At 43.7% G+C, this 26,718-nt stretch carries 26 protein-coding genes; 6 read left to right on the top strand and 20 right to left on the bottom strand.

The features are described from left to right. Nucleotide 1 precedes the first annotated feature (1 nt). From fliJ to BIZ39_RS15410, 10 genes are all read right to left on the bottom strand, one after another. Nucleotides 2-448, bottom strand: a complete 447-nt coding sequence (fliJ, locus tag BIZ39_RS15455) for a flagellar export protein FliJ (protein ID WP_168532418.1) — start codon at nt 446-448, stop codon at nt 2-4. A gap of 72 nt (nt 449-520) precedes the next feature. After that, nucleotides 521-1,855 carry a flagellar protein export ATPase FliI gene (fliI, locus tag BIZ39_RS15450; RefSeq protein WP_168532420.1) on the bottom strand — a complete coding sequence of 445 codons (1,335 nt, stop codon included), beginning with the start codon at nt 1,853-1,855 and terminating at the stop codon, nt 521-523. Next, a complete protein-coding gene (gene fliH, locus BIZ39_RS15445; protein ID WP_168532422.1) occupies nt 1,848-2,630 on the bottom strand; it encodes a flagellar assembly protein FliH in 783 nt (260 codons plus the stop codon). Before fliH ends, fliI begins: the two co-directional genes overlap by 8 nt. A gap of 39 nt (nt 2,631-2,669) precedes the next feature. Beyond that, nucleotides 2,670-3,710, bottom strand: coding sequence for a flagellar motor switch protein FliG (fliG, locus tag BIZ39_RS15440; RefSeq protein ID WP_039223074.1), 1,041 nt, complete (start codon nt 3,708-3,710; stop codon nt 2,670-2,672). A 12-nt stretch (nt 3,711-3,722) separates the two neighbouring features. Then, the gene (gene fliF / locus BIZ39_RS15435) at nt 3,723-5,417 is read right to left on the bottom strand and encodes a flagellar basal-body MS-ring/collar protein FliF (protein ID WP_187447390.1); all 1,695 of its coding nucleotides are present in this window, start codon (nt 5,415-5,417) and stop codon (nt 3,723-3,725) included. Between the two features lie 12 nt (nt 5,418-5,429). Further along, entirely contained in the window at nt 5,430-5,765 is a 336-nt protein-coding gene (gene fliE, locus BIZ39_RS15430) for a flagellar hook-basal body complex protein FliE (protein WP_014948630.1), read from the bottom strand. A 241-nt stretch (nt 5,766-6,006) separates the two neighbouring features. Then, on the bottom strand, nt 6,007-7,344 hold the full coding sequence (locus BIZ39_RS15425) for a sigma-54-dependent transcriptional regulator (RefSeq protein ID WP_039224852.1): 1,338 nt from the start codon (nt 7,342-7,344) through the stop codon (nt 6,007-6,009). A gap of 16 nt (nt 7,345-7,360) precedes the next feature. Then, the gene (locus BIZ39_RS15420) at nt 7,361-8,503 is read right to left on the bottom strand and encodes a sensor histidine kinase (protein ID WP_039224851.1); all 1,143 of its coding nucleotides are present in this window, start codon (nt 8,501-8,503) and stop codon (nt 7,361-7,363) included. Nucleotides 8,504-8,639: 136 nt separating this feature from the next. Next, nucleotides 8,640-10,103 (bottom strand): sigma-54 dependent transcriptional regulator, encoded by a 1,464-nt coding sequence (locus BIZ39_RS15415; protein ID WP_039224849.1) that lies wholly within the window; start codon nt 10,101-10,103, stop codon nt 8,640-8,642. A gap of 163 nt (nt 10,104-10,266) precedes the next feature. Further along, a complete protein-coding gene (locus BIZ39_RS15410) occupies nt 10,267-11,067 on the bottom strand; it encodes a flagellin (protein WP_187447389.1) in 801 nt (266 codons plus the stop codon). Between the two features lie 229 nt (nt 11,068-11,296). Here BIZ39_RS15410 and pseB point away from each other — a divergent pair, with 229 nt between their 5' ends. The 6 genes from pseB (at nt 11,297) to BIZ39_RS15380 (ending at nt 16,856) form a co-directional block, all read left to right on the top strand. Beyond that, on the top strand, nt 11,297-12,295 hold the full coding sequence (gene pseB, locus BIZ39_RS15405) for a UDP-N-acetylglucosamine 4,6-dehydratase (inverting) (RefSeq protein ID WP_187447388.1): 999 nt from the start codon (nt 11,297-11,299) through the stop codon (nt 12,293-12,295). Next, nucleotides 12,295-13,464: a UDP-4-amino-4,6-dideoxy-N-acetyl-beta-L-altrosamine transaminase gene (pseC, locus tag BIZ39_RS15400; protein WP_187447387.1), complete on the top strand. Its 1,170-nt coding sequence runs from the start codon at nt 12,295-12,297 to the stop codon at nt 13,462-13,464. The genes pseB and pseC overlap by 1 nt, the downstream gene beginning before the upstream one ends. Nucleotides 13,465-13,537: 73 nt before the next feature. Continuing rightward, nucleotides 13,538-14,239 carry a pseudaminic acid cytidylyltransferase gene (gene pseF, locus BIZ39_RS15395; protein ID WP_187447386.1) on the top strand — a complete coding sequence of 234 codons (702 nt, stop codon included), beginning with the start codon at nt 13,538-13,540 and terminating at the stop codon, nt 14,237-14,239. Continuing rightward, nucleotides 14,176-15,300 carry a UDP-2,4-diacetamido-2,4,6-trideoxy-beta-L-altropyranose hydrolase gene (gene pseG, locus BIZ39_RS15390; RefSeq protein WP_316248258.1) on the top strand — a complete coding sequence of 375 codons (1,125 nt, stop codon included), beginning with the start codon at nt 14,176-14,178 and terminating at the stop codon, nt 15,298-15,300. The genes pseF and pseG overlap by 64 nt, the downstream gene beginning before the upstream one ends. Nucleotides 15,301-15,310: 10 nt before the next feature. Then, a complete protein-coding gene (gene pseI / locus BIZ39_RS15385) occupies nt 15,311-16,363 on the top strand; it encodes a pseudaminic acid synthase (protein ID WP_187447384.1) in 1,053 nt (350 codons plus the stop codon). Nucleotides 16,364-16,388: 25 nt separating this feature from the next. Next, nucleotides 16,389-16,856 (top strand): GNAT family N-acetyltransferase, encoded by a 468-nt coding sequence (locus BIZ39_RS15380; RefSeq protein ID WP_187447383.1) that lies wholly within the window; start codon nt 16,389-16,391, stop codon nt 16,854-16,856. A gap of 777 nt (nt 16,857-17,633) precedes the next feature. Here the strand turns inward: BIZ39_RS15380 and BIZ39_RS15375 are convergent. The 10 genes from BIZ39_RS15375 to BIZ39_RS15330 all read right to left on the bottom strand — a co-directional run. Beyond that, entirely contained in the window at nt 17,634-18,821 is a 1,188-nt protein-coding gene (locus BIZ39_RS15375; RefSeq protein ID WP_187447382.1) for an N-acetyl sugar amidotransferase, read from the bottom strand. Beyond that, nucleotides 18,811-19,533: a HisA/HisF-related TIM barrel protein gene (locus BIZ39_RS15370; protein WP_187447381.1), complete on the bottom strand. Its 723-nt coding sequence runs from the start codon at nt 19,531-19,533 to the stop codon at nt 18,811-18,813. Before BIZ39_RS15370 ends, BIZ39_RS15375 begins: the two co-directional genes overlap by 11 nt. Before the next feature lie 9 nt (nt 19,534-19,542). Then, on the bottom strand, nt 19,543-20,163 hold the full coding sequence (gene hisH, locus BIZ39_RS15365; protein ID WP_187447380.1) for an imidazole glycerol phosphate synthase subunit HisH: 621 nt from the start codon (nt 20,161-20,163) through the stop codon (nt 19,543-19,545). After that, the gene (locus BIZ39_RS15360) at nt 20,153-21,352 is read right to left on the bottom strand and encodes an N-acetyl sugar amidotransferase (protein WP_222936643.1); all 1,200 of its coding nucleotides are present in this window, start codon (nt 21,350-21,352) and stop codon (nt 20,153-20,155) included. The genes hisH and BIZ39_RS15360 overlap by 11 nt, the downstream gene beginning before the upstream one ends. Nucleotides 21,353-21,652: 300 nt before the next feature. Then, nucleotides 21,653-23,761, bottom strand: coding sequence for a 6-hydroxymethylpterin diphosphokinase MptE-like protein (locus BIZ39_RS15355; protein ID WP_187447379.1), 2,109 nt, complete (start codon nt 23,759-23,761; stop codon nt 21,653-21,655). Nucleotides 23,762-23,774: 13 nt separating this feature from the next. Further along, nucleotides 23,775-24,071 (bottom strand): hypothetical protein, encoded by a 297-nt coding sequence (locus BIZ39_RS15350; protein ID WP_187447378.1) that lies wholly within the window; start codon nt 24,069-24,071, stop codon nt 23,775-23,777. Beyond that, a complete protein-coding gene (fliS, locus tag BIZ39_RS15345) occupies nt 24,064-24,492 on the bottom strand; it encodes a flagellar export chaperone FliS (RefSeq protein WP_222936642.1) in 429 nt (142 codons plus the stop codon). Before fliS ends, BIZ39_RS15350 begins: the two co-directional genes overlap by 8 nt. Nucleotides 24,493-24,535: 43 nt before the next feature. After that, complete coding sequence (gene fliD / locus BIZ39_RS15340) at nt 24,536-25,951, bottom strand: flagellar filament capping protein FliD (protein ID WP_187447377.1); 1,416 nt, start codon at nt 25,949-25,951, stop codon at nt 24,536-24,538. A 28-nt stretch (nt 25,952-25,979) separates the two neighbouring features. Then, the gene (locus tag BIZ39_RS15335; RefSeq protein WP_187447376.1) at nt 25,980-26,471 is read right to left on the bottom strand and encodes a flagellar protein FlaG; all 492 of its coding nucleotides are present in this window, start codon (nt 26,469-26,471) and stop codon (nt 25,980-25,982) included. A 78-nt stretch (nt 26,472-26,549) separates the two neighbouring features. Then, nucleotides 26,550-26,718: flagellin (locus tag BIZ39_RS15330; protein ID WP_262385783.1), on the bottom strand; the 169-nt coding region annotated here is incomplete at its 5' end.

The following is a 26,718-nucleotide window of genomic DNA, read 5'->3' as shown; positions in this document are numbered from 1 at the left end:
ATCAGAAAGGCGAGCGCTTAGCTCTGAAAAATCGTTGGGTAGCAAACTCATCCATCATGGCCTGCTCAGCTCTGGCTTCTTTTTTCTGATCTGCCAACTTCTTCTTTTCTAGCAACAAGGTAACAGCTTTCACTTTTTGTTGTTGCTTTAGCCACAGTTGCTTTCGCTGATCCGCCGCCATTTGTGCACGAGCAATCACTTGCATCTGTTGTTCGCACGCTTTATCCAGTTTTCCAACGAAGGATAAATGCTGCTGATAATAGGTGGCGGTAACACCCGCCTGACCGGTTTGTTGAATACCTTTTATGTAGTCAATGCGGTACTGCTCAAGACTGGTTAGCTTTTGCTTTTGCTGATTAACGTTCTGTTGGGCCTGTTTGTAGTATCGGGCTTCTCGCTGCTCTTTTTCGAGCTCAAATTCAGCTAAACGTTCTAGTTGTTTAGACATTATGCGATACCTTTTGGAAAGTTGATGACTTCTGGGTCATAGGCAAGCTAACTTGCTGTGCAGCGCTATGCATTAGCCTTGCCCCAAGCCTTTAGCCAGTGCAGCCATGCCTTCTAAGCTCTCGTCATACGGTATGACTTGTTTCATTCCTTGCTGCAATAAAGCATTGATTGCAGGCTCTGCGCGAATTGCCAGATCAATTCGCGGGTCTGATCCTTTCGCATAGGCGCCAATAGAAATGAGGTCTTGGTTTTGTTTGTAGTTTGAATAAACTTGTCGAATACGGCGCGCCATTAATTGGTGTTCTTCGCTCACGACCATAGGCATTACACGGCTTATTGACGCTTCAATATCAATAGCAGGGTAATGACCGCTGTCAGCAAGGGTTCGCGACAACACCACGTGACCATCTAAAATAGCGCGAGCGGCGTCGGCAATAGGGTCTTGCAAATCGTCACCTTCGGTTAGCACCGTATAAAAAGCCGTTATAGAGCCCTGTCGCTCGCTGCCGTTACCTGCACGTTCTACTAGTGCGGGCAGCCGAGCAAACACCGAAGGCGGATAACCTTTTGTGGCTGGTGGCTCACCCACAGCCAACGCAATCTCACGCTGCGCCATGGCATAGCGAGTTAACGAATCAATCAGCAACAGCACCTTCATACCTTTGTCGCGGAAGTGTTCAGCAATGGTTACCGCCGTCTCGCAGCCCTTTAACCGCATGAGCGGTGAAGTATCAGCTGGCGCTGCCACTACAACCGCCCGTTGGCGTTCTTCTTCTGTGAGGATTTCGTGGATAAACTCTTTCACTTCTCGGCCACGCTCACCTACAAGCCCAACAACGACCACATCGGCTTCACAGCCTCGGGTCATCATGCCAAGTAGCACACTTTTACCCACGCCACTTCCTGCAAAAAGCCCCATACGCTGACCTACGCCAACCGTATTTAAAGCGTTGATGGCACGTACGCCAACATCCATTGGGGTGTTGATTGGACGGCGAATGAGCGGGTTCATAGGCGGACGCGTAGTGGGAGCGCGGGCTTCGGCATTGATTTCGCCCAGTCCGTCGAGTGGCTGACCGTTGCCATCAACTACACGTCCCAACAGTCCCATACCCACAGGCAAACCGCTTTGCCTGTTTAACGGCATAACGCGACTCCCTGGCACAATACCGCGAACCGCTTCTGTGGGCATTAAGTAGGTAATATCGTCACCAAAACCAACCACTTCAGCTTCTATTTCGCCTTCGATGGTTTGTACTAAACATTGACTTCCCACCGGCAGCTGGCAACCTACTGCTTCAAGGGTAAGCCCTATGCCCCGGACTAATTTTCCCGCCGCTACAACAGGTGGCGATGTCACTTGTTTAGTCAATGATTCAAAATGGGTATGCCAAGGGCTAGTCATCTGACAAACCTTGGTTTAGTAGAAATTTATCGATAACGTCTCGACATCGACGTTCAATCGACACATCAACCGCGTTTTGCGCAGTGGTAATATCGCAGCCACCTCGTTCCATTGCTGGTGCTTCAACCAAATTCCAGCCTTTTTTGGTAATTTCCTCTTCGCCAAAATGCGCTTTTACCAATTCAATATCTTCAGGATTCATATGAATTTGATAGTCAGCTTGATTAATTGGTAGCGCCTTAATACCTTCACTTAACGCCTGCACTATAACCTGTTGGTTAGTGCTTACCTCTGTTTTGATAACTGCTTTTGCAAGGGTTACGGCAAGTTTTACCAATTGATCTCGGGTTTCATCATTGGCTTGCGAAAGTGGGTCGTGAAATTTTTCAGCAAGCATTCGCCACACTTCAGCTTGTGCTGTCATTTGCTGACGGCCTTCTTCTACTCCTTGCTCAAGGCCTTCGCTATGCCCCTGCTCTTTACCTTCAAGTAAACCAGCTTCAAGACCTTCTGCTTTGCCTTCCTCAAAACCTAGCTGTTTGCCTTCCTGATAGCCTTCATCATAGGCAGCCTGACGTATGGCTTCTATTTCTTCAGCAGTGGGGGGCTTAATCTCTTCCTCAACTTCAGGCGGCTCGTACTTCCAGTCAGAACGTTTGTTAAGCGCGTTGGTCGGCTCGTTCTCTCGTGGGGCAGTAGGGTCGTCAACGAAAGGTAGGTCCCATTTTTTAGCTTCATTTACTTCGTTTTCGCTGAAACTTTTTTTGGCAGTCATATGTTTACCTAGGCTAAATAAGTGACGGGATTAGCGTTCTTATAAGAACTCTTCGCCACCGCCACCACCAAGCATGATTTCACCAGAGTCAGAAAGTCGACGGGCAACAGAAAGGATCTCTTTCTGCGCTGTTTCTACTTCACTAATTCGCACAGGACCAAGCGCTTCCAAGTCATCATTAAGCATTTCAGCAGCACGCTTAGACATGTTGCGCATAATTTTGTCTTTAAGCTCTTCGTCAGCACCTTTAATAGCCTTAAGCAGCGCGTCTTGCTGTACTTCGCGCAGTATGGCCTGAATACCCTTGTCGTCTACATCGACTAAGTTGTCGAATACAAACATCAGGTCTTGGATTTGCTGACTCATTTCTTCGTCTTGCTCGCGAATAGCATCCATCAACTGGCCTTCTATCGCAGTATCTAGATAGTTCATGATGTTCGCTGCAGACTTCAAGCCGCCCATTTTGGCTGCTTGTGTACCCGCTTGACCTGCAAACTGTTTCTCCATGATTTCGTTTAGTTCTTGTAGTGCAGCTGGCTGAACTTCTTCTAGGTTTGCGATACGCATTAGCAAGTCGAGTCGAACCTTTTCCGGGAACTGCGCCAAAATCTCTGCACTTTGTTCAGGCTCTAAATAAGACAAGACGATAGTTTGAATCTGTGGGTGCTCGTTACGAATAATGCTGGCTACCTGCTTAGAGTCCATCCACTTGAGAGAGTCAAGGCCTTTAGCGCCGCTACCCATAAGGATCTGGTCGATAAGGTTTGCCGCCTTATCTTCACCTAGTGCAGCCGTTAATGCACGTTTTACGAAGTCTTGGCTTTGGAAACCAATGGTGCTGTAGTTTTGAATCTCTTCGATGAAATGCTTATGAACCGACGTAATTTTGGACTGGGTCATATCGTCCACTTTGGCCATTTCAGTACCCAGTTTTTGTACCTGTTTAGGCTCTAAGTGTTTTAATATCTGCGCCGCATCTTCTTCTGACAAGCTCAACAATAAGATGGCCGCTTTTTCTACGCCTTCTAATTTACTGACGTCATATGACGGTTCTTCAACATTGGCAAGTTCTTCAGCCATAATCTTATCTCACTACTCGTCTTGCATTAACCAGCCCTTCACAACTTGGGCTGATAATTCAGGTTCATTGGCTACTAGAGCGCGTACAGCTTTAAGTACATCTTCATCTTTGTGCAAGTCAGGCAACATAAGTGAGCCATCAGGCGCAAAGCCCACCTGCCCTTCGTCAAAGTCAGACGTTAACATGCTAATAGTGTCATCGCCTAAGTCTAAGCCTTCATCTGCATCAAATTCATCGGCGTCGTTCGACTCATCTGGGTTGATAAGACGACGCAGCATAGGTCGAATTACAAAGATGATAAGTACTATTATAACCAAACCGCCAACAACTAGTTTAAGAATTGGTAGGAACCCAGGCTGTTCCCAGAGAGGCGCATCTTCAATTTCGCCTGCGTCCATCCGAGTAAAGGGAACGCTTACTACTTCTAACGAATCACCGCGGGTAACGTCAAAGCCGATGCCTCCCTGTAAAAGGCGACGAATGTTCAGAATCTCTTCTTGTTTACGCGGTGTTGGTGTCATCGCACCGTCTTCACCCGCGACTTGGGTATAGTCAACCGCGACAGACACGCTCAATCTGCGGATAACCCCTGTCTGTTTCTTGGTATGACTGATAGTGGTATCAAGTTCATAGTTGCGTGTTGATTCTTTCGCTGTGCGGCCAGGCATAGTTTGCTGACTACCGCCCACGGCATTTTCAGGAATATTAGAATCTAACGGAGGCTGATTTGATAATGCCCCCGGAATACCGCCAACACCGCCACCTACGCTATTTTCTTCCATGATCATTTCGCTGCGAACTGCAGGTAAATCTGGGTTGTAGCTTCGCTGTGTTTGTTCCATTGCAGTAAAGTCCATAGTAACGTCAGCTTGCGCTGTGTAGTTACCTATGCCCAATACTGGAATCAGTATCGCGTCAATTTTTTCTAAGTACTCTTGCTCACGCTGGCGCTCAATCTCGTATTCTTTTCTGGCACGAGCACTCATAGAATCTTGAGAGCCTGAGTTAAGCAGACGACCATTGCTGTCTGTTACGGTTACCTTAGACGGCTCCATGTTTTGCACTGCAGACGCCACAATATCGACAACAGCATCAACCTCTTCACCTGCAATAACGGCACCGCGCTTAGCCGTTAGCACAACGGTTGCCGACGCTTTCTTCTCTCTTCGCGCAAATACGTTCTCTTTAGGCATAGCTAACAAGACACGGGCTTTTTGAATGCTTGCGATATCTTCGATGGTAGCCGCGATTTGTTGCTCTCGCGCGTGTTTTAGACGTTCCATCTCAACACGCTGACTTACACCAAATCCCATATCCTGCATAATGATATCGGTACCGGCATCAGAGGCCTTTGTTAACCCTTGGCGGGTCATGCCTAAACGGATGTTTTGGAATTCGTCACTTCTTACGTAAACAATATTGCCTTCAAGCTTATAGTCGATTTGGTTTGCATCCATATAATCGAGGGTTTCAATAAGCTCTTGGGTTTCCATTTTCGCAAGTGGACGGTAATCAGGTTCTTGCGACCAGATAAGAATAAAAATAGCGATGGCGACGCAGATTACCAAAACAACCACAAGGGCCATTTGGCGCATCATATCTGCGCTACCTAAAGTGTCCATAAAACCAGATTTGTTTTCTGGCTCATTGTCCACTGCTTGACTTTGATCAGGAACCGTAAGGTTTGTACCTGTAGCTTCAGCCATAACCTACTCCACCTACACCGGCATATTCATTATTGTTTTATAGGCTTCAAGTACTTTGTTACGCACTTGAACAGTGGCTTCAAAAGCAATGCCCGCCTTTTCTTTCGTCAGCATAACTTGAGCTAGGCTTAAGTTAGGGTCGCCCATTTCAAAACGCTGCTGCGCGTCTTTAGATTCGAGCTGCATGCCGTTTACACCATCTACCGCATTCTTTAGCATGGTCGAGAAATCACTTGCCGAGCTATTAACTTCACTAAGCGGCTGCTGTTGAGGCTCATTAACTTGAAGACGAGTTTGCCCAATCATGTTCTGCATTTCTTGATACAAACTATTGGCTTTAACGTCCATAACCACTCCTAGTGCTTTTTCGAGACCGCCTGAACATCGGCGTATAACTTATGTATAGAGGGGATTTAGCAAAGGGCTTGCCAACTTTAAAAAGCCATATATATCAACAGGATACATTAAAAGGGAGAGGGTTAGCCAAATTTATGGCGTTTGACTTAGTGTGAGCAACAAAAAACCGCCGCCTTCTTTACTACAGAGGCGACGGATAAGGACGAGGAAACCGAAAGTGTAGAAAGCGACCTTATGCGGGCACTTCAATACCGTCTTCGCGCATGCGCGCTAATTTGTAACGAAGGGTTCTTGGACTAATGCCGAGCTTTTCTGCCACATCTTTACGCTTGCCGTTACACGACACCAATGTATCGAGGATAATTTGGTGTTCTTGGTAGCGCAGCTCAGACCCTAACCTATTTTCTTCAACATGCTCTTGCAGTGTTTCAACAGGTGCCGTCATGTCTTCGTCAATCATTAAATCGCTGGCGTCGATTTCATTGTGTTCACATAAAATAAGCGCCCGTTGAACCACGTTTTCTAGTTCGCGAACGTTCCCTGGCCAGCTGTATTGCGACAGCTTATTGCGTGCTGCTGCGCTTAACCTGATAGTACCCAGCCCTTGAGAACTAGCGTGACGCTGAACCAGATGTTCGGCGAGCGGGACAATATCACCCGGACGTTCCGATAGCGGGCGCCACTCAATAGGGAATACATTTAAGCGGTAGTACAAATCTTCTCTGAACTCTCCCGCATCTACTGCTTTTCTCAAATCTCGGTTACTTGTAGCAATAACACGGACGTTGAGCTTAACGGTTTTACGTCCGCCAAGACGCTCTACTTCGCGCTCTTGTAACACGCGTAGCAGTTTAGCTTGAAGCGCCAAATCCATCTCGGTTATTTCATCAAGTAACAGCGTACCGTCTTGGGCTTGTTCAAATTTACCCGGGCACGCTTGGATTGCGCCGGTGAACGCACCTTTTTCGTAACCAAACAAGGTCGCTTCTAGCATGTTCTCTGGTATGGCTGCACAGTTGATGGCGACAAATGGCGCATCACTTCGCGGCGACTGATCGTGAATATAGCGAGACAGCACTTCTTTACCCGAACCGCTTGGTCCCATTACCATCACAGTGGCGTCGGACTTCGCGACTTTGCGAGAAAGCTCAAGTAACTTCAAGCTTGAAGGGTCAGCAACAATAGGCGTGCGAGACTCTATTTTTTGAGCCGGCGCGTAGCGTCCCACTAAATTAAGCAGTACTTCTGGGGCAAACGGTTTTGATAGATAGTCTGTAGCGCCATCGCGCATTGCCTGCACGGCATCATCAATAGTGGCATAGGCTGTCATCAATAGCACAGGCATATTGGGGTACTTAGTTTTGATACTTTTAAGTAGCGTTAAACCGCTCATTTCGCCCATTTGAATATCGCTTACCACTAAATCGACGGAGCGCGAAGACAGCACCATCAACGCTTCTTCAGCACAGTCAGCGGCAACAACCTCATAGTTACCTAACAGAAGGGTGTCTAGGAGTGCTTCGCGTAATCCTGCGTCATCTTCAACAATTAAAATGGTAGTTTTAGACATTATTCTCTCCTATGACCTACGCAACATGAGTCAATGTTTGTGAAGATTGAGCGTTCACCACACACGGCAAAGACACACTAAAGCACGCCCCACCTTCTGGCATATTTGATACGCTAAGCAAACCGTTGTGGGCGTTTACGACGGATTTAACCACCGCAAGGCCAAGGCCCGTGCCATGAGTTTTAGTTGTGAAAAACGGTTCAAAAATTTTGTTTTTGAGTTTATCCGGTACGCCAGGACCTTTATCTATAATGGCCACATGCAAACGTTCATCAGACACTGCAGTTTCTACGTGCACGCACTCCCCTTTCGGAGTAACTTGGCTCGCGTTGTGAACAAGGTTTAATAACGCGCCTTGAAGCGCTGTAAGATTACCGGTAATAGATACGTTTTTATCGAAGCCGCTAAAAGTTAGCGTTTGCTGTGCTTGAGCCGTCATGGTTTGGGCACTGCCTTCAATTGAAGTAAACAACTCTCCCAAGCTAATTTGGCTGACCACTTGTTCTTCCCCTGACTTAGCGAAAAGCAGCATGTCGTTAACCTGACTCTCTAGCTCTTTAAGCCTGTCAGTTAGCTTGTTTGCAAATTGAGTTTGTGCTTCTTGTCCCAAGCCTTTGCGCGTTAAATTAGACGCATAGAGCATGGCCGCAGAGAGAGGCGTACGAATTTGGTGAGCAAGGGATGCCACCATTTTTCCCAAAGAGGACAGGCGCTGCATATGACTCACGCGTGCTTGCAGCTGCCGCGTTTCGGTTAAGTCGGTAATAACAATTAATTGCCCAGGCTCATTTTCTAATGGCGTGATAGAAAGCTTCACTCGGCGACCGTCAACAAGTGAGACTTCATGGCCGTCGTCAGCGCGAGGCTTGAATGAGCGCGTGATAATACTTCGCCACACTTCCTCTTCCAGCGGTTCACCTAACAGTGCTTTCGCTTGTTCATTGGCTTGGCGTACGATCCCTTTACCGTCTATAACGATAACGCCCGCAGGCATTACCTGAAGTAAGTGTTCAAGTCGACTCGCCTGCAACCGCAAAGACGAAATATCGTCACTGCTTGAGGGGTCGTATTCATCACGAGATATCGCATTATCAATACTATCTAACGCATAGCTTGATGCTGAGTACTCAGTTGATTGTGGTGTGCTGTCAAAAGCCATATTGCCCTCGTCAAATTGCAGACGCTGTTAAACTATGACTTAGATAAAGCAGAAGATGTGCCAATTCATCATTGGCTTATTTTTCAGTTAGATAGGATGAAATTATAGAGGAAAGCGCAACGTCAATTACCTGACATTACGCTTCTTCAGTACGTTGAATATCGTACTTCCGCATTTTCTCGACAAGCGTTGTTCTGCGCATACCAAGTTTGTCGGCAGCTCGAGCCACCACCCAATCTTGATTGTCTAACGCCTGTCTAATGAGGTTTACTTCCAACTCAGAAAGGTACTCTTTGAGATTAACCCCTTCTTCAGGTAAAGATGAAGAAACCATTCCGTTCAGCCCCTCATGGCTTTGCTCGTTAAGGTCTTCTTCTGGCTCTTGCGCGGCCGCTTCAGCAAAGAGTGCATTGAATGCTTCACGCTCAAGAATTTCTTCTGGATAATCAGGCTCGTAAGCCTGTATATCACCGTATTGATATTTCTCAGGTAAATCGGCGATATCAACGATTTGACCAGGATAAAGAATTGTTAAGCGTTCAACCAAGTTAGACAGCTCACGAACGTTGCCCGCCCATTCGTGCTCCATTAACGAGGCGATCGCTTGCTCGGTAAAGCGCACACCTTCCACCCCATCACCTTGGATACGACTATTTAGCTCTTGGAGCAGTAAGGGGATATCGTCTTTTCTTTGTCTAAGTGCAGGGCTATCAATTGGGAACACGTTGAGTCGGTAATACAAGTCCTCACGGAACTTGTCTTCACTGATCATGGTTTCCAAATTGCGGTGTGTCGCAGCGATAATGCGTACGTTACACTGAAGGGGCTTGTTGCCGCCTACGCGCTCGAAGGTACGCTCTTGTAACACGCGCAATAATTTAACCTGCATCTGAAGCGGCATATCGCCGATTTCATCCAAAAACAACGTACCGCCTTCCGCTAACTCAAAACGGCCTTTACGCGCGCTGATTGCGCCAGTAAACGCCCCTTTTTCGTGACCAAATAGCTCGCTTTCTAGCAGCTCGCCAGGAATGGCACCGCAGTTTACCGGAATAAATGGCCCGTCTTTGCGTTCAGATAAGAAGTGAACATTACGTGCAACGACCTCTTTACCCGTTCCAGACTCACCTAGAATCAAGACAGTGGCATCAGTCGGAGCAACCTGTTCAACTAATCGACGAACTATTTGTATTTGTTCGCTTTTACCAATAAGGCTTCTAAACAGTCGCGTCTTTGTTCCCGATGTACGAGACAAGCTCGGTTTGCGCCTTGAGTATTCTTGGCAACGATGGATAGCTTGGGTCAAAACGGGATAGGTTAATGGCGTTGCAATAACGCTAACGAGATTACAACCTGCTGATGCTTGGCTATTATTTTCAACCAATGCTACAAATGGTATGTGAGGAAACTTCTCAACCAGTCCGCTGACTATGGCTGGCGATATGTGCTCTATAAGAACAGCATCAGCTCCACTATCTTGCAAATACCGTTCGCAATCACTAAAGCCTCGCGATTGACACGATTCTCCCATGAAGGTAACGATAGTTTCCAAGTTTTGAATAAGTTCCTGGTTGTCACTAACCAGCAAAATGTTCTTCATCAATTCCCCGAGAACGCTTTGTTATTATTTACAGTTTAGCGCATTTATAAATTGTAACGACAAAAGATCGGAGCGCAACCGCTGTTTTCGGAAATGTATCAATAAAAAAAGCAGGTTACCCTGCTTCTTTCGATTAATTTTAGCAAAATTAACGTACGTTGGTTTAACTCAACAGTGATAAAACCTGACTTTGCTGCTGATTCGCTTGCGCTTGAACGGTAAGTGATGCTTGGCTTCGAATATCATTAATAGCTCGCTCTGATGCAGCCTGCGCGTAGTCTACACTCTCAATTCGGCTTTTAGCCTCTGCCGCATTGACGTTTCCTTTTACAAGACTGCGTGCGGTACTCTCGAGGCGATTTAAGCTAGCCCCGAACTCACCACGCGCGCCACCAATACTTTCTAGTGCAGAGTCGGCGGCGTTAAGTGCGTCCTCGACACTGGTACCCGACGTAATATCGATAGCGAGCACATCGTTGAGCTGGGCGGCAACATCTTGTGTATTAACGCTTATCGACTGATTGGCATTCACGCCCGCCTGAAACTCGAGCGCCCCCGCATCTGACAATAGTGGCTTGCCTGCAAAATTAGTTTGTTCGATGCTTTGAGCAATATTTTTCTGTAGCTGGGTAATTTCAGACTGTATTGCACGGCGATCGCTGTCGTTTAAAATACCGCTGCCGGATTGCAGGGAGAGCTCGCGAATGCGGTTAACGTTATCGTTAATCGTGCTTAAGCCCCCTTCGGCAATCTGCGCCACAGAAATACCGTCGTATACATTTTTGATAGCCTGCCGGTTGCCCTCAACTTGTGTCGTGAAGCGGTCGATGATTTGTTGAGCAGCGGCATCGCCCAACGCGCTATTCACTTTTTTGCCTGAAGCGAGCTTCTCAAAAAGGTTATCTTCCTTTTGTTGGATTTGCCCAATTTGTACGCTTACTGAATCAGCTCCCACATTAATCATTTAAACAACCCCCTCTTTTTACAGGTCTTCGTATTGTAGTAAATAGAAAGTAAAATCGCGAACATCGTGTTCTACCATTGTATTAAATGCCATACCCCAAACTGTCCACTTTTCAACCTCATCAACCTAGCTAAATGTTGACAAGAGTCTTCGTAAACTAATGGTTTATGGCATTGCTGCCGACACATGGTATATTAATTTGAGAATGATAAAAAATAACGGGCGGGACATGTTCGACGGCAAATCTATTTTGATAACAGGTGGCACAGGCTCATTCGGTCACAAATACACTGAAACTTTGTTATCACGCTACAAGCCAAAGCGCTTAATAATTTATTCTCGCGACGAGTTAAAGCAATTCGAAATGCAGCAAAAGTTTAATGCACCGTGTATGCGCTATTTCATTGGTGATGTGCGAGATAAAGACAGATTGACTCGCGCTATGCAAGGTGTTGATTATGTGATTCATGCAGCAGCCATGAAGCAAGTGCCAGCGGCAGAGTACAATCCCACTGAGTGTATTCGCACCAACATTGATGGGGCCGAAAACGTAATTAACGCAGCCATCGATAATGAAGTAGAAAAAGTCATTGCGCTTTCTACTGATAAAGCAGCTAACCCTGTTAACCTGTATGGTGCAACTAAACTTGCTTCTGACAAGCTTTTCGTTGCAGCCAATAATATGGTCGGTGCTGAGCAGCCTCGATTTTCCGTTGTAAGATATGGAAATGTTGTCGGTTCCCGCGGCTCGGTCGTTCCTTTTTTCGAAAAGCTTATTCAAGAAGGGACTGATCATATTCCTGTGACTCACAAAGATATGACGCGCTTTTGGATAACGCTTCAACAAGGCGTAGACTTTGTTTTGAAGAATTTCGAGCGCATGATGGGTGGCGAAATATTTGTGCCCAAAATACCGTCAATTAGAATTACCGATTTAGCCGAAGCCATGGCACCAAACGTACCAATTAAGATAGTGGGTATTCGCCCGGGTGAAAAGCTCCATGAAATGATGTGCCCTGGCGACATGACATTTCACACTTTCGAATATGACGACCACTTTGTCATTGCACCAGCTATTAAATTTTTCGACAGAAGTAACGATTTCAATACTAACGCTCTCGGTGAAAAGGGAAATGCGGTAGTTGATGGCTTTGAATACGTGTCAGACAAAAACCCTCATTTTCTTACGGTAGATGAAATTTCTACGTTTGGTAAGGAAGATAAGTAGTGATTCCTTATGGCAAACAGCATATAGATGACGAAGATATCAAAGCAGTTGTTGAAACGCTCATATCTGATTGGCTTACCCAAGGCCCCAAAGTTCCTCTGTTCGAAGAGGCGATGTCTGAATACTGCGGAGCGAGACATGCTGTCGCGGTTAATAGCGCTACCTCAGCGTTACATTTGGCTTGCTTGGCACTATCAGTGGGAGAAGGGGATCGAGTTTGGACATCTCCGAACTCATTTGTAGCCTCTTCAAACTGCGCTCTTTATTGCAATGCTATCGTCGACTTTGTAGACATTGATATTGAAACCGGCAATATGAGTATCACCGAGCTAGAAAACAAGTTGAGAAAGGCGAAAGAAACTAACACATTACCAAAAGTCTTAATTCCCGTGCATTTTGCAGGACAATCGTGTGATATGAAGAGTATTGCGACTCTCGCGTCGCACTATGGGTTTCGAGTCATTGAAGATGCATCTCATGCCGTGGGAGCAAAGTACAAAAATAGCTTAGTAGGTAGTTGTAAATACGCCGACATTTGCGTTTTTAGTTTTCACCCAGTAAAGATCATAACCACCATGGAAGGAGGAATGGCAATGACAAATGATCCAGCACTAGCAGAATCAATGCGGATGGGCAGAAGCCATGGTGTCACTAGTGCTAAAGAGTTAATGACGAAACCTTCTCATGGTCCTTGGTATTATCAGCAAGTTAGTCTTGGCTATAATTACCGAATGAACGATATTGAGGGAGCACTAGGGGTTAGCCAAGTCAAAAAGCTCTCAGTATTTATAGAGAAACGGAATTCAATCGCTAAACGGTACGATGAGCTATTCAAGTCTTGCCCGCGAATTCTCCCACTTATAGTCAGTGGCCAAAGCTACTCTAGCTATCATCTGTATATTGTTCGTATATTGGATATTAGTCAGGAACAAAAAAAGACACTTATTAAGCGTCTTAGAAACGCAGGAATCTTTGCACACTTGCACTACATTCCCATTCATACTCAGCCATATTATGAGGCATTAGGATTTAACGCTGGAGACTTTCCTAACGCAGAGCAATATTACCAACAGGCAATCACCTTACCTATGTTTCCAGATTTAACATCTTCACAAGTTGACTTTATTGTCGATAAACTAATCACATTGCTTGACGAACTCGACGAATAATTTTGGCATTATAACTTTGATACCCAAGTGTGTGAGTGTCTGAGATGTTTTTTGAAAGTAAATATCCAAAAAAATGAATATCGCTATAATTCCCGCTAGAGGCGGAAGCAAACGCATTCCAAGAAAAAATATTACTCGCTTTTGCGGAAAACCAATTATTGCTTACTCAATTGAAGCTGCAATAAACAGCAAGTTAATAGATAGAGTCATCGTCTCTACCGATGACTATGAGATCGCAAACGTTGCAAAAGAATATGGAGCCGAAATTCCTTTTATGCGAGATAAATCTCTCGCTGATGATATGACAGGTACCACTCCAGTTATCCGCTCTGCGCTAAGTGACTACATAGCCCTTAAAAATAACGTTGAATACTGTTTATGTCTATATGCTACCGCGCCTTTCGTCACTGCGCAGCTATTAGATCAATCGGTAGCGTTGCTGCAACAAACAAAAGCGGATTACGTGTTTACCGCCCATCGGTTTTCCTTTCCTATACAAAGAGCCTTACTGGAGGATGAAATTGGTAACATCCGGCCCTATAGCGCTGTAGATATCAACAAGCGTTCACAGGATCTACCACATGCTTATCATGATGCTGGGCAACTTTATGCTGCGCAAGCATCAACGTGGTTAGATACTTCTAAGGCAATATTTTCTGAACACTCACGAATGTTAAAGCTTCCTTCCCATCTAGTTCAAGATATTGATACATTCGAGGACTGGAAGCGTGCAGAAGTGATGTTCAGAATACTGAAAGAAATGGGAGAGCGCTAATCTTAAAAATTGCTTTTAGAGTGGACGCAAACTCAGAAATAGGCACAGGTCATGTTATGCGATGCCTTACATTAGCCAAGGGCATTCAAAATTTGTTGGACGCGTCTGGCACTCTCCATCGCATCACTTTTGTAAACTCTCAAAAATCGACGCTGTTACAAGAACGTTATGGCCCCTGTAACCTCAATCATGAAGTTGTGCAGCATATTGATAGTGATGTTGGGCATGTAGACGCTGATTTATGGATAGTTGATCATTACCAACTAGATGAAACATTCGAACAAAAACTTTCGTTAACTGGCGCAAAAGTGATGGTTATCGATGACTTAGCAAATCGCCCTCACTATTGTGACTTACTGCTGGATGTCAACTTTTTCGATAAAGGTAATAGATACGAAATGTTAGTTCCACCTAAGTGCAAAATACTGCTCGGCCCAGAGTACGCATTATTGCGACAGGAGTTTTATGAACAACCAACTCAGGATTTTATGAAGCGTAATCCAGTACGAGTGCTAGTTTGTTTTGGCGGCAGTGACCCCTCTAACATGACATCTTTAACGCTTGACGCTATCGCTTCTATTAAAGATCTTCAATTAGAGGTCGATATCGTCATTGGAAGTGGCCATCAAGCGAAAAGAGGTGTGATAGCTAAGGTCAGTCAAATAAACCTGATTACTAAGCACAACATAGGTTTACATATAGATTGTGACCGAATAGCGGAGCTTATGAAAAAAGCGTCGCTAATGGTTGGTGCGGGTGGTTCAATGCACTGGGAACGCTGTATCTCAACGCTCCCTGCTCTCGTTATATGCGTGGCTGAAAACCAAGTTGAAACAACGCGATGTTTATCGAAAGAAAACGTATGCAAATATCTCGGATTTTGGGATCAGGTTTCTGTAACTGACGTTGCAAGAGCTCTCGTGTCATTACTACAATCACCGTCCAAATTAAAGGCCATGTCTAAATGCGCTGGTAATATAGTGCCTCGACACAGTGGTACTCCTTGCGTGAGCAAACACGTTTTGTCACTACTACAGCCTTTATCTTTAGAGCAATCATGAGAGAAAAAAAGTGAACAACATAAAAATTGGATCGTTCAGCATAGGTAAAGACGAGCCTCCGTTTATTATTGCTGAGTTATCGGGTAACCATAACCAAAACTTAACTCTTGCATTAGAAATGGTAGACGCTGCCGCCGACGCTGGCGTTCATGCTCTTAAACTACAAACCTATACCGCCGACACTATGACTATCGACATAAAGCGTGATGAGTTTTTTATCGATGATAAACAAAGTCTTTGGCAGGGCCACTCGCTCTATGAGCTTTACGAAAAAGCACATACTCCCTGGGAATGGCACAAGGCGATATTTGAAAGAGCAAAAGAAAGAGGCATGGTTGCATTTAGCACGCCGTTTGATGCAACGTCAGTTGACTTTTTAGAAACTCTCGAGGTTCCATGTTACAAAATTGCATCATTTGAAAACACGGATCATGAATTAATCGCTAAAGTCGCTAAAACGGGTAAACCGATTATATTGTCTTCTGGGATGGCCAGCCTTACTGAGATAGCCGAGGCTGTAGAGGTACTTGAGCGAAACGATTGTCAGGAGTATATTCTTCTTAAATGCACCAGCCAGTACCCTGCGGACCCGATAAACGCAAACTTAGCAACACTCCCGCACCTGCAGCAATTGTTTAACTGCCAGGTAGGTATATCAGATCATACCACAGGTATTGGTACTGCAATTGCTGCAACAGCTCTCGGTGCAACAGTAATTGAGAAGCACTTTGTAATAGACAGAAATGCTGGCGGTGTAGACGCGGCATTTTCGCTTGAGGCGGATGAGTTTGCTCTTCTAGTCAACGAAACAAGGCGTGCACGCGTGGCTATTGGCAAGATTTCATACGGATGCACAGAATCAGAAATAAATTCGCGTAAACTTAGGCGCAGCCTTTACATTGTAAAAGATGTCAAGGAAGGAGAAATACTCACGCGAGAGAACGTTCGAGCTATTCGCCCAGGTCTTGGTTTGCCAGTAAAACACCTAAAACACATCCTTGGGAAGCAGGTGTGTAGATCAGTAAAGAGAGGCAGCCCTCTTTCATGGAACATTATCCGATAGTGCATTATTGGGATGGAAGATACACATGTTGACACGTTTAGTAACACGCGAAGATGCAGAGTACCTGTTTAAGTGGCGCAACGATCCGCACACAATTGCCATGTCATTAAACTCGATGCCAGTCAACTGGAATGAGCATATTGAATGGCTCCAACGTGCCCTAAATGATGAGAAAAAACTGCTTATTTTGTGTTACTTGGAAAATTCTACTCCCGTAGGATTGGTGCGTTTTGATGTTTATCACCACTATGCAGAAGTATCGATTAACCTTAACCCATGCAGCAGAGGAAAGGGGCTTGCTAAAAGGTGCTTAACGGCAGCATTAGAGATATTTAAAAAGAAATTTCAGAGGCCTACGCAGATAAAAGCGCGTATAAAAATTGAAAATAAAGCAAGCCAGCGGCTTTTCACTAGCGCCGGCTTCACCTATTTCAAAGCGCAAGATAACATTACGTTTTATGCACTAGACTTCACATTATGTCAAAAGACCTAAAGCCACTGTGATTTTGAGTTCTCTAAAATATGAAGAGTAAAGTATTATCGCAATCGTAATGATTTATTACCTGCGTTTTTCAAGGTAGTTGTCGCCTGAGTTGCTAAGCTGTTTCTATTTTCTTCTCTGGGTTTCACTCCACATTATCACCCACGATTTCGACATCGTTATAATGATGCTGAGGATTGCTCGATTTTGCTTTATTATGGCTTAATGGATAGTGAAAAACTTCATTTCCTTTACCATCCACGCCAATTAGTGCATATTGATAACTAGAGAGCAATTCCCAAATATCCTGGTGTTTTCTGACACAATGGGGTCGTAACTCATTTTTAATTCAGTTTTATCAACCAACTCAAGCCTCTGATCTAAAAGTAATATTTCCTCGCCCTCCTCAATAAAATATATGCCTCCTTTTGAAAAATCAGTTCTGATGATGGCAAACTCCTGCTGATTAAAAAGCAAAACTTAATGTCTTCTAACTTCAAAAATTTCATGCGCTCAGACAAAAGCGACGCCACTTTTGCGTCTTCACCCCATACAAAACCTAAGTTCGTGAGTTGCTTTTTTACCTCGCTGATGGAGGTAGTACACACAACCACTTGAAACTCATTGATTCGCCCTTTCAAGATCTCTGGAGACTGAACTTCAAAGCCCTGAAAGGTATTTCCTATTAAATCAGGATTATTGTCTATAATATACGCAGGCTCTAAAAAAATTTTTTCGACTACGTGAGCACAACCAAACAATACTATTTTTTATGCACTAAGCTTCCAGTTATATATGAAGACCTTTTCCAAATAGAATAAATTCTCTTGACGGCTTTGCATCACCCGATAGCAACGATGATATTGAGTCAGGTATCGCTGGAGAATCCTTTATCTCTTTACCAATTAGGTGGGCCACATCTTTCAAACGATGCTTTATAAACCATTGCCTACCACTTTGTGTAACATCAAGCCAATCGAAAAAAGCTTCAATATCAACTTGTTGCGCTTGGTATTGTTTTTGTAAATCGACGCCTTGGGCCCTTGTAAGACGTCCATGACGAATTTCTCGAGTGAGATGGTCGCTCACTTTTCGGTAGCCCACCCTTTTCATTTTAAGTAGGTCGTGGATACCATAGTAAACAGAGCTTCCCGCGCGCTCATAAATATCAAAGGTGCCGTTATGAGTTTGTGGCTTAAAGCCCTGAGCTAAGGCTTGATAATTTTGCGCTAATGGATCCCAAGGTAGGTAATTACTAAGATAAATACCAATTACTCCCGCTTTATTTAGCTTCGTAATATCCGGATATTGATAGTAATTAAGCTCACGCTCTTTCACCTGAGCGCCATTGCCAATAAGACGGTCACAGTCCACATTAAACAAATCGTGCTCTTTACGACTCCAGCGCGACATTTGCACGCGATCACGATGTGAAAACTTGCCTACTTGCTCAATTGCTTGATGCTGTCCCCAAATAATTAGAGGAATTTTGCGCTCGTATGCAATGTGCACAGGGTAGCTCGTGTGCAACTGTAAAAAAGGAAGCAATAAATGGTCGTATTTGCGTAACGAGGTTCTAACAAGCTCCTTGTATACCCTCAAATCTGGGTGAAAAATTAAAGAATCCAAATCAAAATAGGTGATTAATTGATGCAAATTATGCCAACCAATATCATTCCTGAAATAATCATTGACCGAAACCACTAAAGGAGATAAACCGAGTGTCAACACCTGTGTTAATGTGAAGTAGTCTTCAGCATCTCCCACTACCGGAACCACACAGTCATATTGACGCTTTTGCTTTAGATGAGATTTTATTAATGCGCACAAATAGGCTTGTTGGTCCTCCCAAATATTCTGATGTTTTTCAGAGTGCGTAATGCATCCAGAACACGTTACAGCACTTGAATCAACTTTCAAAGACAGACCAAAAGGGTGATCACTGTTATACAAACAAAATTGGCAACTAAAGCGCATGCTTATATCCTTCAATCGCATATTCAGTATGCAACGCCTTATTGTCGATTAACACAGATGCTAAGCCTTTTTGCATGGCCCAATTGACCGTACTATGCCCCACGCCTCCGCTTACAATTAACTTGCCATAATCAACAGAATGATAGGTTTGTAATGTGCTTAACAACCTTTGGTCAAAGGTATCGTATTCGCCTTCATGCTCAGTATCATAGATAATGATTTCATTAGCGAATTCGTCAATAAACGCCAAATCGAGCCTATCGATATTTTGGTATTCAGCTTTTGTGCTGTAAAATACACTTAACTTGTTAGCATTCAACTTTAAAGGTAGAAGGCACTGAATAGATTGACGCCCAAAAATTTGGCTTGCTGAGCGAATTAAAGACACATTATTTTCAATAAATGCCGAGGAAAATACTAACCTTTCAATGGGTAAGCCTTGCAATAAAGAGAGTTGCTGAGTATCGCGCAAGCCACCTCCCAGTGAGATTGGAGTTAGTGATTTAAGTTGACGTAATTGTGCTAGATCTTGCTTAAATGTTTGCAGAGTGTCTTGCGCTCTTACAGGCCGAATAATGGTAATTTCGTCGCACTCGTATGCACCTAATTCATCAATAACCCACTGCAAGTTCCCTAAAGGCCTTTGTAAAGACCAGTTATAGGATTGAACACATCTTTGCTCTCGTATTAATACATTTGCACCAACTCTCACACGTTCCCCCTACAAAATCATTTTCAAAAGCGCCAAGCCACTTGCCTGACTTTTTTCTGGGTGAAATTGCATGCCAACAATTTGTTGATTTACGACCATTGCACTGAAGGGCGCCAAGTCTTGAGAAATCGGCATATTGAAGAAGCGTTTATCGTCACAGCGAACACCATATTTGTGGTTATAAAACACTCGGCCAGATAACACGCGTTTTTTCGTCAATCGAAATTCCGCTTGGTAATCCTTAGCTGCGAACTCTGCCTTATTTAACTGGATTGGCTCCCATTGGTTGTGTGACTTTCCTTGGGGCAAAGCGACCGTGCGCGCCTTGATTAGGCCTAACCCCTCGACACCGCCATCTTCTTCCATAAACTGTGTAATGGCCTGAAAACCTAAACATATGCCAATCAATTTACTGCCATTATTCACATGCTCGAGGATCGCATCTACAAACGCATACTTATGAAGTTGCTCCATAAAAAATCCTGCCGAACCAACGCCTGGTAAGATAATCACTTTAGCGGAAAGCTGCTCAACATGATTCACCACGCGAGTGTGCACATGTACTCGGTTCAAACAGTGAACAATTGAATTAATGTTGCCACTTCCAATATCAATAATATCAACCGGCATAATCCACCCCAACGGTAAATTTTGGGACAGGACGAGCCTGCCCTCGAATCTTAAAAATTTTTGGATTTACCCAACGATTTGTGATATCCCAGAATTCTTCTACTGTAATACCTACATAATCAGCAAAGCGCTTAATGATCGTATCTGCGCATACGCCATCAAACTCTTGGGCGATTGGGATAGCCTGTGTGCGCGTCATTTCACCATCTCTTATCTTTTCACAGAGTAAATCCGTTGTACGACCAAAGCCAAATTTAAAGTACTTAAGCATCATATTGATGTTTGTAAACTCTTCGTCAAGCATAGAGGCGTTAGAGATATCCCCAGTTTCATGCTCATCAAACGGTCGCAAACTTAAACCATTAAGGGCTGCATATGTTGCATTGTTTTCATTGCTCCAGTCATCCCAAGCCGGACCAAGATAAAAAATCTTTATTTTCTTTTTATTGAACTCGTATTCGTCGGGATAAAAATAATGATGGGCTTTGTATGGTGCTTTAACCGCATTGGATAGCCATTCGTTTCCGCCATCAGTTAGAGTATTGAGTTTGCGCAAATTGCTTCCGTCAAACTCATCGAGGCCCTCCACAGCGCTATCCCCTACTTGGAGCGCAGGATTTTCTCCCCAAAATATCGTAGAGACACCTAGTTCAATGGCTAGTCTTGGAACAGTAGAGAACAATGCCATTTCAGTAGACTTACATACATTACCAAACTGTATGAACGAGTCTAAAGCTAGCTTGGCAGCAGTCTTAGGTGCAGGCGTGGCTGTCATCAAATCAAAACCCATTTCGATAAGATTGGATAAATTGTCAGCGCCTACTTGACTCATCTGTTTCGGCGTGTAAGCGCAACATACTAATAAAGGCCTCAGACCAAGTCGGTCTCTGACCCAGTGAGCTTGGCGAGTACTATCTTTTCCTCCGCTCACACCAACAATGCAATCGTACTGAGCTTTCTTAGTGTTTTTACTTTGCTTCCTGCGACTTTGCGTAATACTTTGCTTCAGCTGGTTAAGCTTCAAACGATACTTTTCTTCGTCTGGTTCGATACTATTAGAATACCGACAGGCTATACAAACGCCATCGACGAATGATGAATTGGGGCGTAAATCAGTAGTGAGACAATTTTTGCAATATTTCATGTAGTTATAAGTGTCAATTAAGTGCCAATCATCAAGTAAAAGCATACAAGTCGAATAATGCAAATATCAGGCCAACAAACTCTAATATTCGGCATTAAAAATTCCTTAATTGAGCAAACGGGGAACTTTGATTATTTAGTAATGGTAAGTTAGAGAGGGGTACCACTCCATTTAAAACGCGCATTTGGATACTTCGATTAATAGGTGCTATCTCAACGACTAGAATACAATCAAAAATTGCAAATATTTATAGATATGAGCAAATCGCGCTTTCTCGGAAAATATGTCCTACCCAGACACGAGACAAATAATTAGGCGCGAATTTAAAATAGGCGTTAACTTTCTTCATTCGCTTTTTTTAAGCTGCAATTCTGCCGCTAGTGAGTGTTCACAACGCTTCTCCCATGCATCCGGATAGTCAGACTTCATCGCATTAATGTAGTTTTTCCAAACCACCAAGCCTGAAGCGAACGCTTTAAGGGTCTTCGCTTCATCAGTGTAAAAATACAACAAGCTTAATAGCGGACAGTGGAAGTACATCATGCTGCCTTTTATTACATGATAAAGGTGCCCAAACTTTTTCCCGCGATAGGCATACACCACTCTAGACTGCGCCTTTAACAGGTCTGACGCGTCTTTTCTTGAATGAAACGGTCGGTTGGCTATCTCAATCAAATAATCACACAAAGACGCAAACTCTTCTTTGCCCACGGATTTTTCTGGTTCGTCAAAAGTGATGTTAGTGAAGAAGCTTGTTTTCATCGCTTCTACAACACGCTTCTTGTCTTGTTTTCCGGCGGTGGGGAGGACATCGTCAGCATAGAGCGGTTCAGCTTTTTCAATTTTGGCCCCTGAGCCTACATTGTAAAAACTGGTTTTAGGCGTGCTCTTAATAAGCGACTCCATTTTCTGTTTCGCTTGTACCATTAGGCTAATCGCTTTAACTTTCCCGCCTAAGTTGCCGTCAAGCATATGTGTTGCCTCATCGGCTGACACATTAAACGCTTCATTGCGGTTTTTTTCATTATAAATACTAAGCTTGGAATGCGTTTGGCCACTTACAGGGTAGCCATTATCTACGCCAAACAGGTAGATTTCTTCAAACCCAAAGGCGGTGGCAAACGCCAACGCTGTATTCGCAACTAAAGGCCCAGAAGAAGCCAGCGCGGGAAGAAATTGTTGGTGTGACTTTAGAAATTCATATTGTGAAAACAAAGAGCCTGCCTCGGGCCCTTTTAAGCTCATTCCTGACCACTGATACAGAGGGGGGACTTCTGGGTACATAACATCAACGGTCAATAAGTTCAGATTCTTTAAGTAGGCTAAATCGACGGTTTCAACTAAGTAGTCATAAGTGAGTTTTGGACGCTCGACAAGCACATGGAAATCCGGCGTAATACCCACTTTGATAAGAGAATTGAGGGCCGTTCCTGCCGCAAAGATAATCGCATTGTCTTTGTTTTCTTTGATTACCTCTATGGCTTCGTCTAAAGACGGCCCGTTCGCCACTACATAAGCTGTGAGCCCGTTTAGTTTGGATTTGTTCGCCTTGGTAGGGAGAAACACTGGGCAGCGGTTCTCGTTAACATTTTCTATTGTATGCGCAAGCCCGGTTACCGCATCATTATAAAACCCATAACCTAATTGTATGAGTTCAAAGTTTTCGAAAAACTGCTCTATTAATGCGTTAACTTCAGCACCAGGCGTATGTTGATAGCAAAAGCTGCTTACTAATGACGAGGGGCCTACACTGTCGACAATGCTCATCAACTCTTGCAGAAAAATTTCAAACGACACACCAACTTTCAAAAATACACTGCGATCCTGTTCGTCTGACTCGTGTAAAATTGTGCTCCAATCAATACAAAAAAGGCTGGCGTAAAAGGTTTCAAAGTCAGGTTCGCAAACAAATACGTAGTCAAAAGAGAACTGCTCAAGTAATGTTGAAAGGGCATAACCCAAGCCTAAACCGAACATCATGCACGTGGGAAAATGCTTAGGCAAGCTTCCTATTATTTCTTCATTTTCTAAATCAGACTCGATAAAAGATTCAACGAGATCTGCCATATAACGAATATGGATACGCTTATCTACCCTCATTCCTGCCGGTACGGAACGATAAAGCTCCATACGCCCGAAGAATGCTTTATCTGTATATTTTTCAACCTGTTTTTTTGATTGTTCAACTGGGTTATTGCCGTACAAAGGCTTAGTTTGCCCTTTAGGGATAAAGTTTCCATGCCCAGACTCAGTAACAAAAAGGTTAAAGTCTTCTCGCGGCTTAAAATTTTGAATCTGTTGATAAAGGTCGGGGAAATAAAGCTTAAAGGCTTCAAGGTTTTTCAGGTATACCGCATTGGAATTTTCTTCGAAAAGTTTTTGTTTTTGTTGTTTTTTTATTGTTGCTTCAATTTTCTCTTCGAGTGCTTTTAATGTCTTTTGTATATTATCCATTTAATGCGTATCTCTAGTACTTTTTTCTATGTTTCAACATGCTATGATCGTTCAGTGGTGCGATGATATCAATAAGGTTTTTGCTGCGCTCGCGCAATGTACCGTCCTGATCGGTCAGCCATCGCGCAAGATCGTGTAAAAAGGTAATTTGGTCGCCACTTAAATTAAGCAGTGCAGCACGGTCTAACTTCATAATTTCTTTATCCAGAAAATCAGCTGTCTGCGTCGCTTTGTCATATTCTTCAGCGCCAATATAGTTCGCTAATTTTACCGATAAATCATAGACACTAGAAAAAATATCGTTACTCACCTATGGCAGTCTTATTTTGCATTTGCGTATAGGCTGCGTTGCGATCACTTTCGCTTATTTGGTCCCACGCACCTTTTATACCTGATAACAAGTCAATAACTTCATCAATTTTGGCGATGTCATTCCCGATACTTGCTTCAAGCAGTCGCTCAGACATGTAGCGGTACAGATCTGAAAGATTGATGGATATTTCACCACCAGCTTCATAATCTAAACTCAAACGCAATGTATCTATTATAGTAGTCGCTTTCGCAATAAATTTACTTTTGTTTTCTAAATCTTTATTTTCGATGTTAATTTTTGCGATTTTCATCGATTCAAGGGCGCCTTCCATAAGCATTTGGGTTACTTCAAAAGGGTCTGCGCTCGCAAGACGTGTTTTTAGTGCCTCACGTTGATAATGCCTTATTTTACCGTTCATAATACATTCACTTAATTTTTAAATCACAGGAAACTAGCAAAGCTTACTCTCTAGTAAATCCAGGAAGTGAGCTTAATTGACCCATAAGATAGTCGCCAGAACTTCGCATTGATGCAATCAAAGTATCTAATGATGCATATTTTTGACGCAAGCTGGATTCTAACTGCTGCATGCGGAATTGATGATTTGAGCGGTCATCCTCAAGATCATCTTTTTGTAGATTAAGAATGTCTTGGCGCTGCTTTAACACGCCAGACGAGTCAACATAGTTCTCTAAAATAGTTCCAAAGGTATCCGCTAGCCCACCCGTATTGGTGAACAATTTTCCAATATCTGAAAAATTGGTATCGAGCGCTTCGTTAAGACTTCTCACTACATTTTGTTTTTCTAATTTGCCATTTTCATTAAGCGATAGTCCAATATCAAAAATTGTTTCAAAATCGCCTGCACCTTCAATCTTTGTGGTGAGCGCATTGGTAAGTTGGTCTTTAATTGAGCGGACAGTAGCGTCACCAAATAAAGGCGAACTTACCGAAGAAGATTGTTGACCAATCATATCTATAGTGTTGTTAAACGCAGCGATAAATTCATCAATTTTGGTAGTTACACCTTCTCTGTCGAACTCAACATCAACATTGGCGACTTCAGATGCTTCGCTTTCGCGTTTTGCTGTGATAGTTAGGCCTTGCACAGCATTGGTAAACACGTTGCTTGAATTGCTAATTTGAATGCCGTCTACCTCAATAATGGCATCTTGTGCGCTGTCTTCCGCACCAATTACTAAACCTCCAGGGCCGCCAGCGTTCGCGACAGTGGAGAGTCTATCTAGCTCGGAATTATTGTTGGTGATCACCAAATCATTTCCGGCGCCAGCTTCACTTGACTCAAAAACTAATAAACTTTCGCTGCCAGTATTGATGATGTTAGCCGACACGCCAAACGAAGCATTATTGTTAATTTTCTGGCGAATATCTTCAAGGGTTGCGCCCGCTTCAATATCGATATCAAATGACTTACTGCCGGCAGTAAATGTGAGTGTGCCCGCTGCCGATGTAACCACCTCATCTGCAGAAGTAAAAACATTCGTGGGATTCGACGTGTCAGTTTGCGCTCTACTGCCTTTGGCAATTTGCAGTACGTTTAATTCAAAAGCCCCTGTTGTGGCTGTTTCGTCAGCCCTAACAGACACTAGATCACCTAGCGTTTCAGCATTACTGGGTTGGCGAACATTCGCAACGCGCTGATTGAATTCATCTGGTGAAGCGAGCTCTTCAAATACGTCTTGAAGTTTACTCATGACGGATTTTATACCGCCAATACCCGTAAGTTGTACAGATAGTTCAGACTCACGCGAAGCAAATTTTTGAAGTTTAGGTTGATTTGAAGCTTGTAGTGTTGCGGATATTATCGCTTCTAAATCTAGACCAGAGCCTACTCCAGCATTTGTTATTGTCGTCATCTGCAATGCCTCTCAAAATGAACAAATATTAAAATCGCTCGTCGATAAATATCCCAGATGATTGTTTTCCCTGCTCGACGCCACCGCTTATACTCATGTTATCTGCAATATCTGTTAAAGCTTTAGCTATTTCACGCAATTCTTTTGGCGGGATTTCCCTGATTACGTCGCCACTTTCTTTATCAATGACTTTAACAATTGGCGGTTCACTGATGTCGTCAAACTCAAAGACTAAGCTCGTTGACTTTAAAGAGAGTTGTTTATTTACGACTTGAAGCTTGTCCTCTATTGTACTATCGATATAGGATATTGACGAATTTTCCTCTTCTGCTTTTTTGACAGGTTCATTTTTTTCGCTGATCACATCTTTTTCAGAAATCAACCTATCCGAACTAACAGCATTTTCATCCTTTGTAGTAGTACTTACACTTTTGCTGTCGCGACTATCAGTGGTTAGGGCTTCTTTTTCGCGATAACTAGATGGAGGACTACCAAATTCTAAAGAACTGTTAACAGACATTTCCCCTCCTCACACTCACTCTCGTGATAATTGAATAAACGCCCATAATAGAACGTTTATTCACTTAATGTAATGATATTAGCCTAATAAGCTCAATGCTGCCTGAGGCCTTTGGTTTGCCTGTGCTAAAATGGCTTGCGAAGCCTGCTGTAAAATCTGATTTTGCGTCAGCTTTGCCGTTTCAGCGGCAAAGTCTGCATCTTTTATACGTGATTGTGCCGCAGACAAGTTTTCTGAAATATTCGCT

Origin of the sequence: Alteromonas sp. BZK5, from assembly GCF_014349115.1 — a bacterium.
Classification (GTDB): Bacteria; Pseudomonadota; Gammaproteobacteria; order Enterobacterales; family Alteromonadaceae; genus Alteromonas; species Alteromonas macleodii.
The sequence above is the reverse complement of the archived record's forward strand: the minus strand, read 5'-3'. Positions and strand labels throughout refer to the sequence as shown.

What these genes read in the sequence shown, in the direction of transcription:
- fliI (WP_168532420.1), bottom strand. Translation starts at nt 1,855, where the DNA reads ATGACTAGCCCTTGGCATACCCATTTTGAATCATTGACTAAACAAGTG.
- pseF (WP_187447386.1), top strand. Translation starts at nt 13,538, where the DNA reads ATGAATATCGCTATAATTCCCGCTAGAGGCGGAAGCAAACGCATTCCA.
- BIZ39_RS15410 (WP_187447389.1), bottom strand. Translation starts at nt 11,067, where the DNA reads ATGATTAATGTGGGAGCTGATTCAGTAAGCGTACAAATTGGGCAAATC.
- BIZ39_RS15355 (WP_187447379.1), bottom strand. Translation starts at nt 23,761, where the DNA reads ATGGATAATATACAAAAGACATTAAAAGCACTCGAAGAGAAAATTGAA.
- fliS (WP_222936642.1), bottom strand. Translation starts at nt 24,492, where the DNA reads ATGAACGGTAAAATAAGGCATTATCAACGTGAGGCACTAAAAACACGT.
- pseB (WP_187447388.1), top strand. Translation starts at nt 11,297, where the DNA reads ATGTTCGACGGCAAATCTATTTTGATAACAGGTGGCACAGGCTCATTC.
- BIZ39_RS15425 (WP_039224852.1), bottom strand. Translation starts at nt 7,344, where the DNA reads ATGTCTAAAACTACCATTTTAATTGTTGAAGATGACGCAGGATTACGC.
- fliH (WP_168532422.1), bottom strand. Translation starts at nt 2,630, where the DNA reads ATGACTGCCAAAAAAAGTTTCAGCGAAAACGAAGTAAATGAAGCTAAA.
- BIZ39_RS15420 (WP_039224851.1), bottom strand. Translation starts at nt 8,503, where the DNA reads ATGGCTTTTGACAGCACACCACAATCAACTGAGTACTCAGCATCAAGC.
- BIZ39_RS15415 (WP_039224849.1), bottom strand. Translation starts at nt 10,103, where the DNA reads ATGAAGAACATTTTGCTGGTTAGTGACAACCAGGAACTTATTCAAAAC.
- fliF (WP_187447390.1), bottom strand. Translation starts at nt 5,417, where the DNA reads ATGGCTGAAGCTACAGGTACAAACCTTACGGTTCCTGATCAAAGTCAA.
- BIZ39_RS15375 (WP_187447382.1), bottom strand. Translation starts at nt 18,821, where the DNA reads ATGCGCTTTAGTTGCCAATTTTGTTTGTATAACAGTGATCACCCTTTT.
- BIZ39_RS15360 (WP_222936643.1), bottom strand. Translation starts at nt 21,352, where the DNA reads ATGCTTTTACTTGATGATTGGCACTTAATTGACACTTATAACTACATG.
- BIZ39_RS15335 (WP_187447376.1), bottom strand. Translation starts at nt 26,471, where the DNA reads ATGTCTGTTAACAGTTCTTTAGAATTTGGTAGTCCTCCATCTAGTTAT.
- fliJ (WP_168532418.1), bottom strand. Translation starts at nt 448, where the DNA reads ATGTCTAAACAACTAGAACGTTTAGCTGAATTTGAGCTCGAAAAAGAG.
- hisH (WP_187447380.1), bottom strand. Translation starts at nt 20,163, where the DNA reads ATGCCGGTTGATATTATTGATATTGGAAGTGGCAACATTAATTCAATT.
- fliG (WP_039223074.1), bottom strand. Translation starts at nt 3,710, where the DNA reads ATGGCTGAAGAACTTGCCAATGTTGAAGAACCGTCATATGACGTCAGT.
- BIZ39_RS15380 (WP_187447383.1), top strand. Translation starts at nt 16,389, where the DNA reads ATGTTGACACGTTTAGTAACACGCGAAGATGCAGAGTACCTGTTTAAG.
- fliE (WP_014948630.1), bottom strand. Translation starts at nt 5,765, where the DNA reads ATGGACGTTAAAGCCAATAGTTTGTATCAAGAAATGCAGAACATGATT.
- fliD (WP_187447377.1), bottom strand. Translation starts at nt 25,951, where the DNA reads ATGACGACAATAACAAATGCTGGAGTAGGCTCTGGTCTAGATTTAGAA.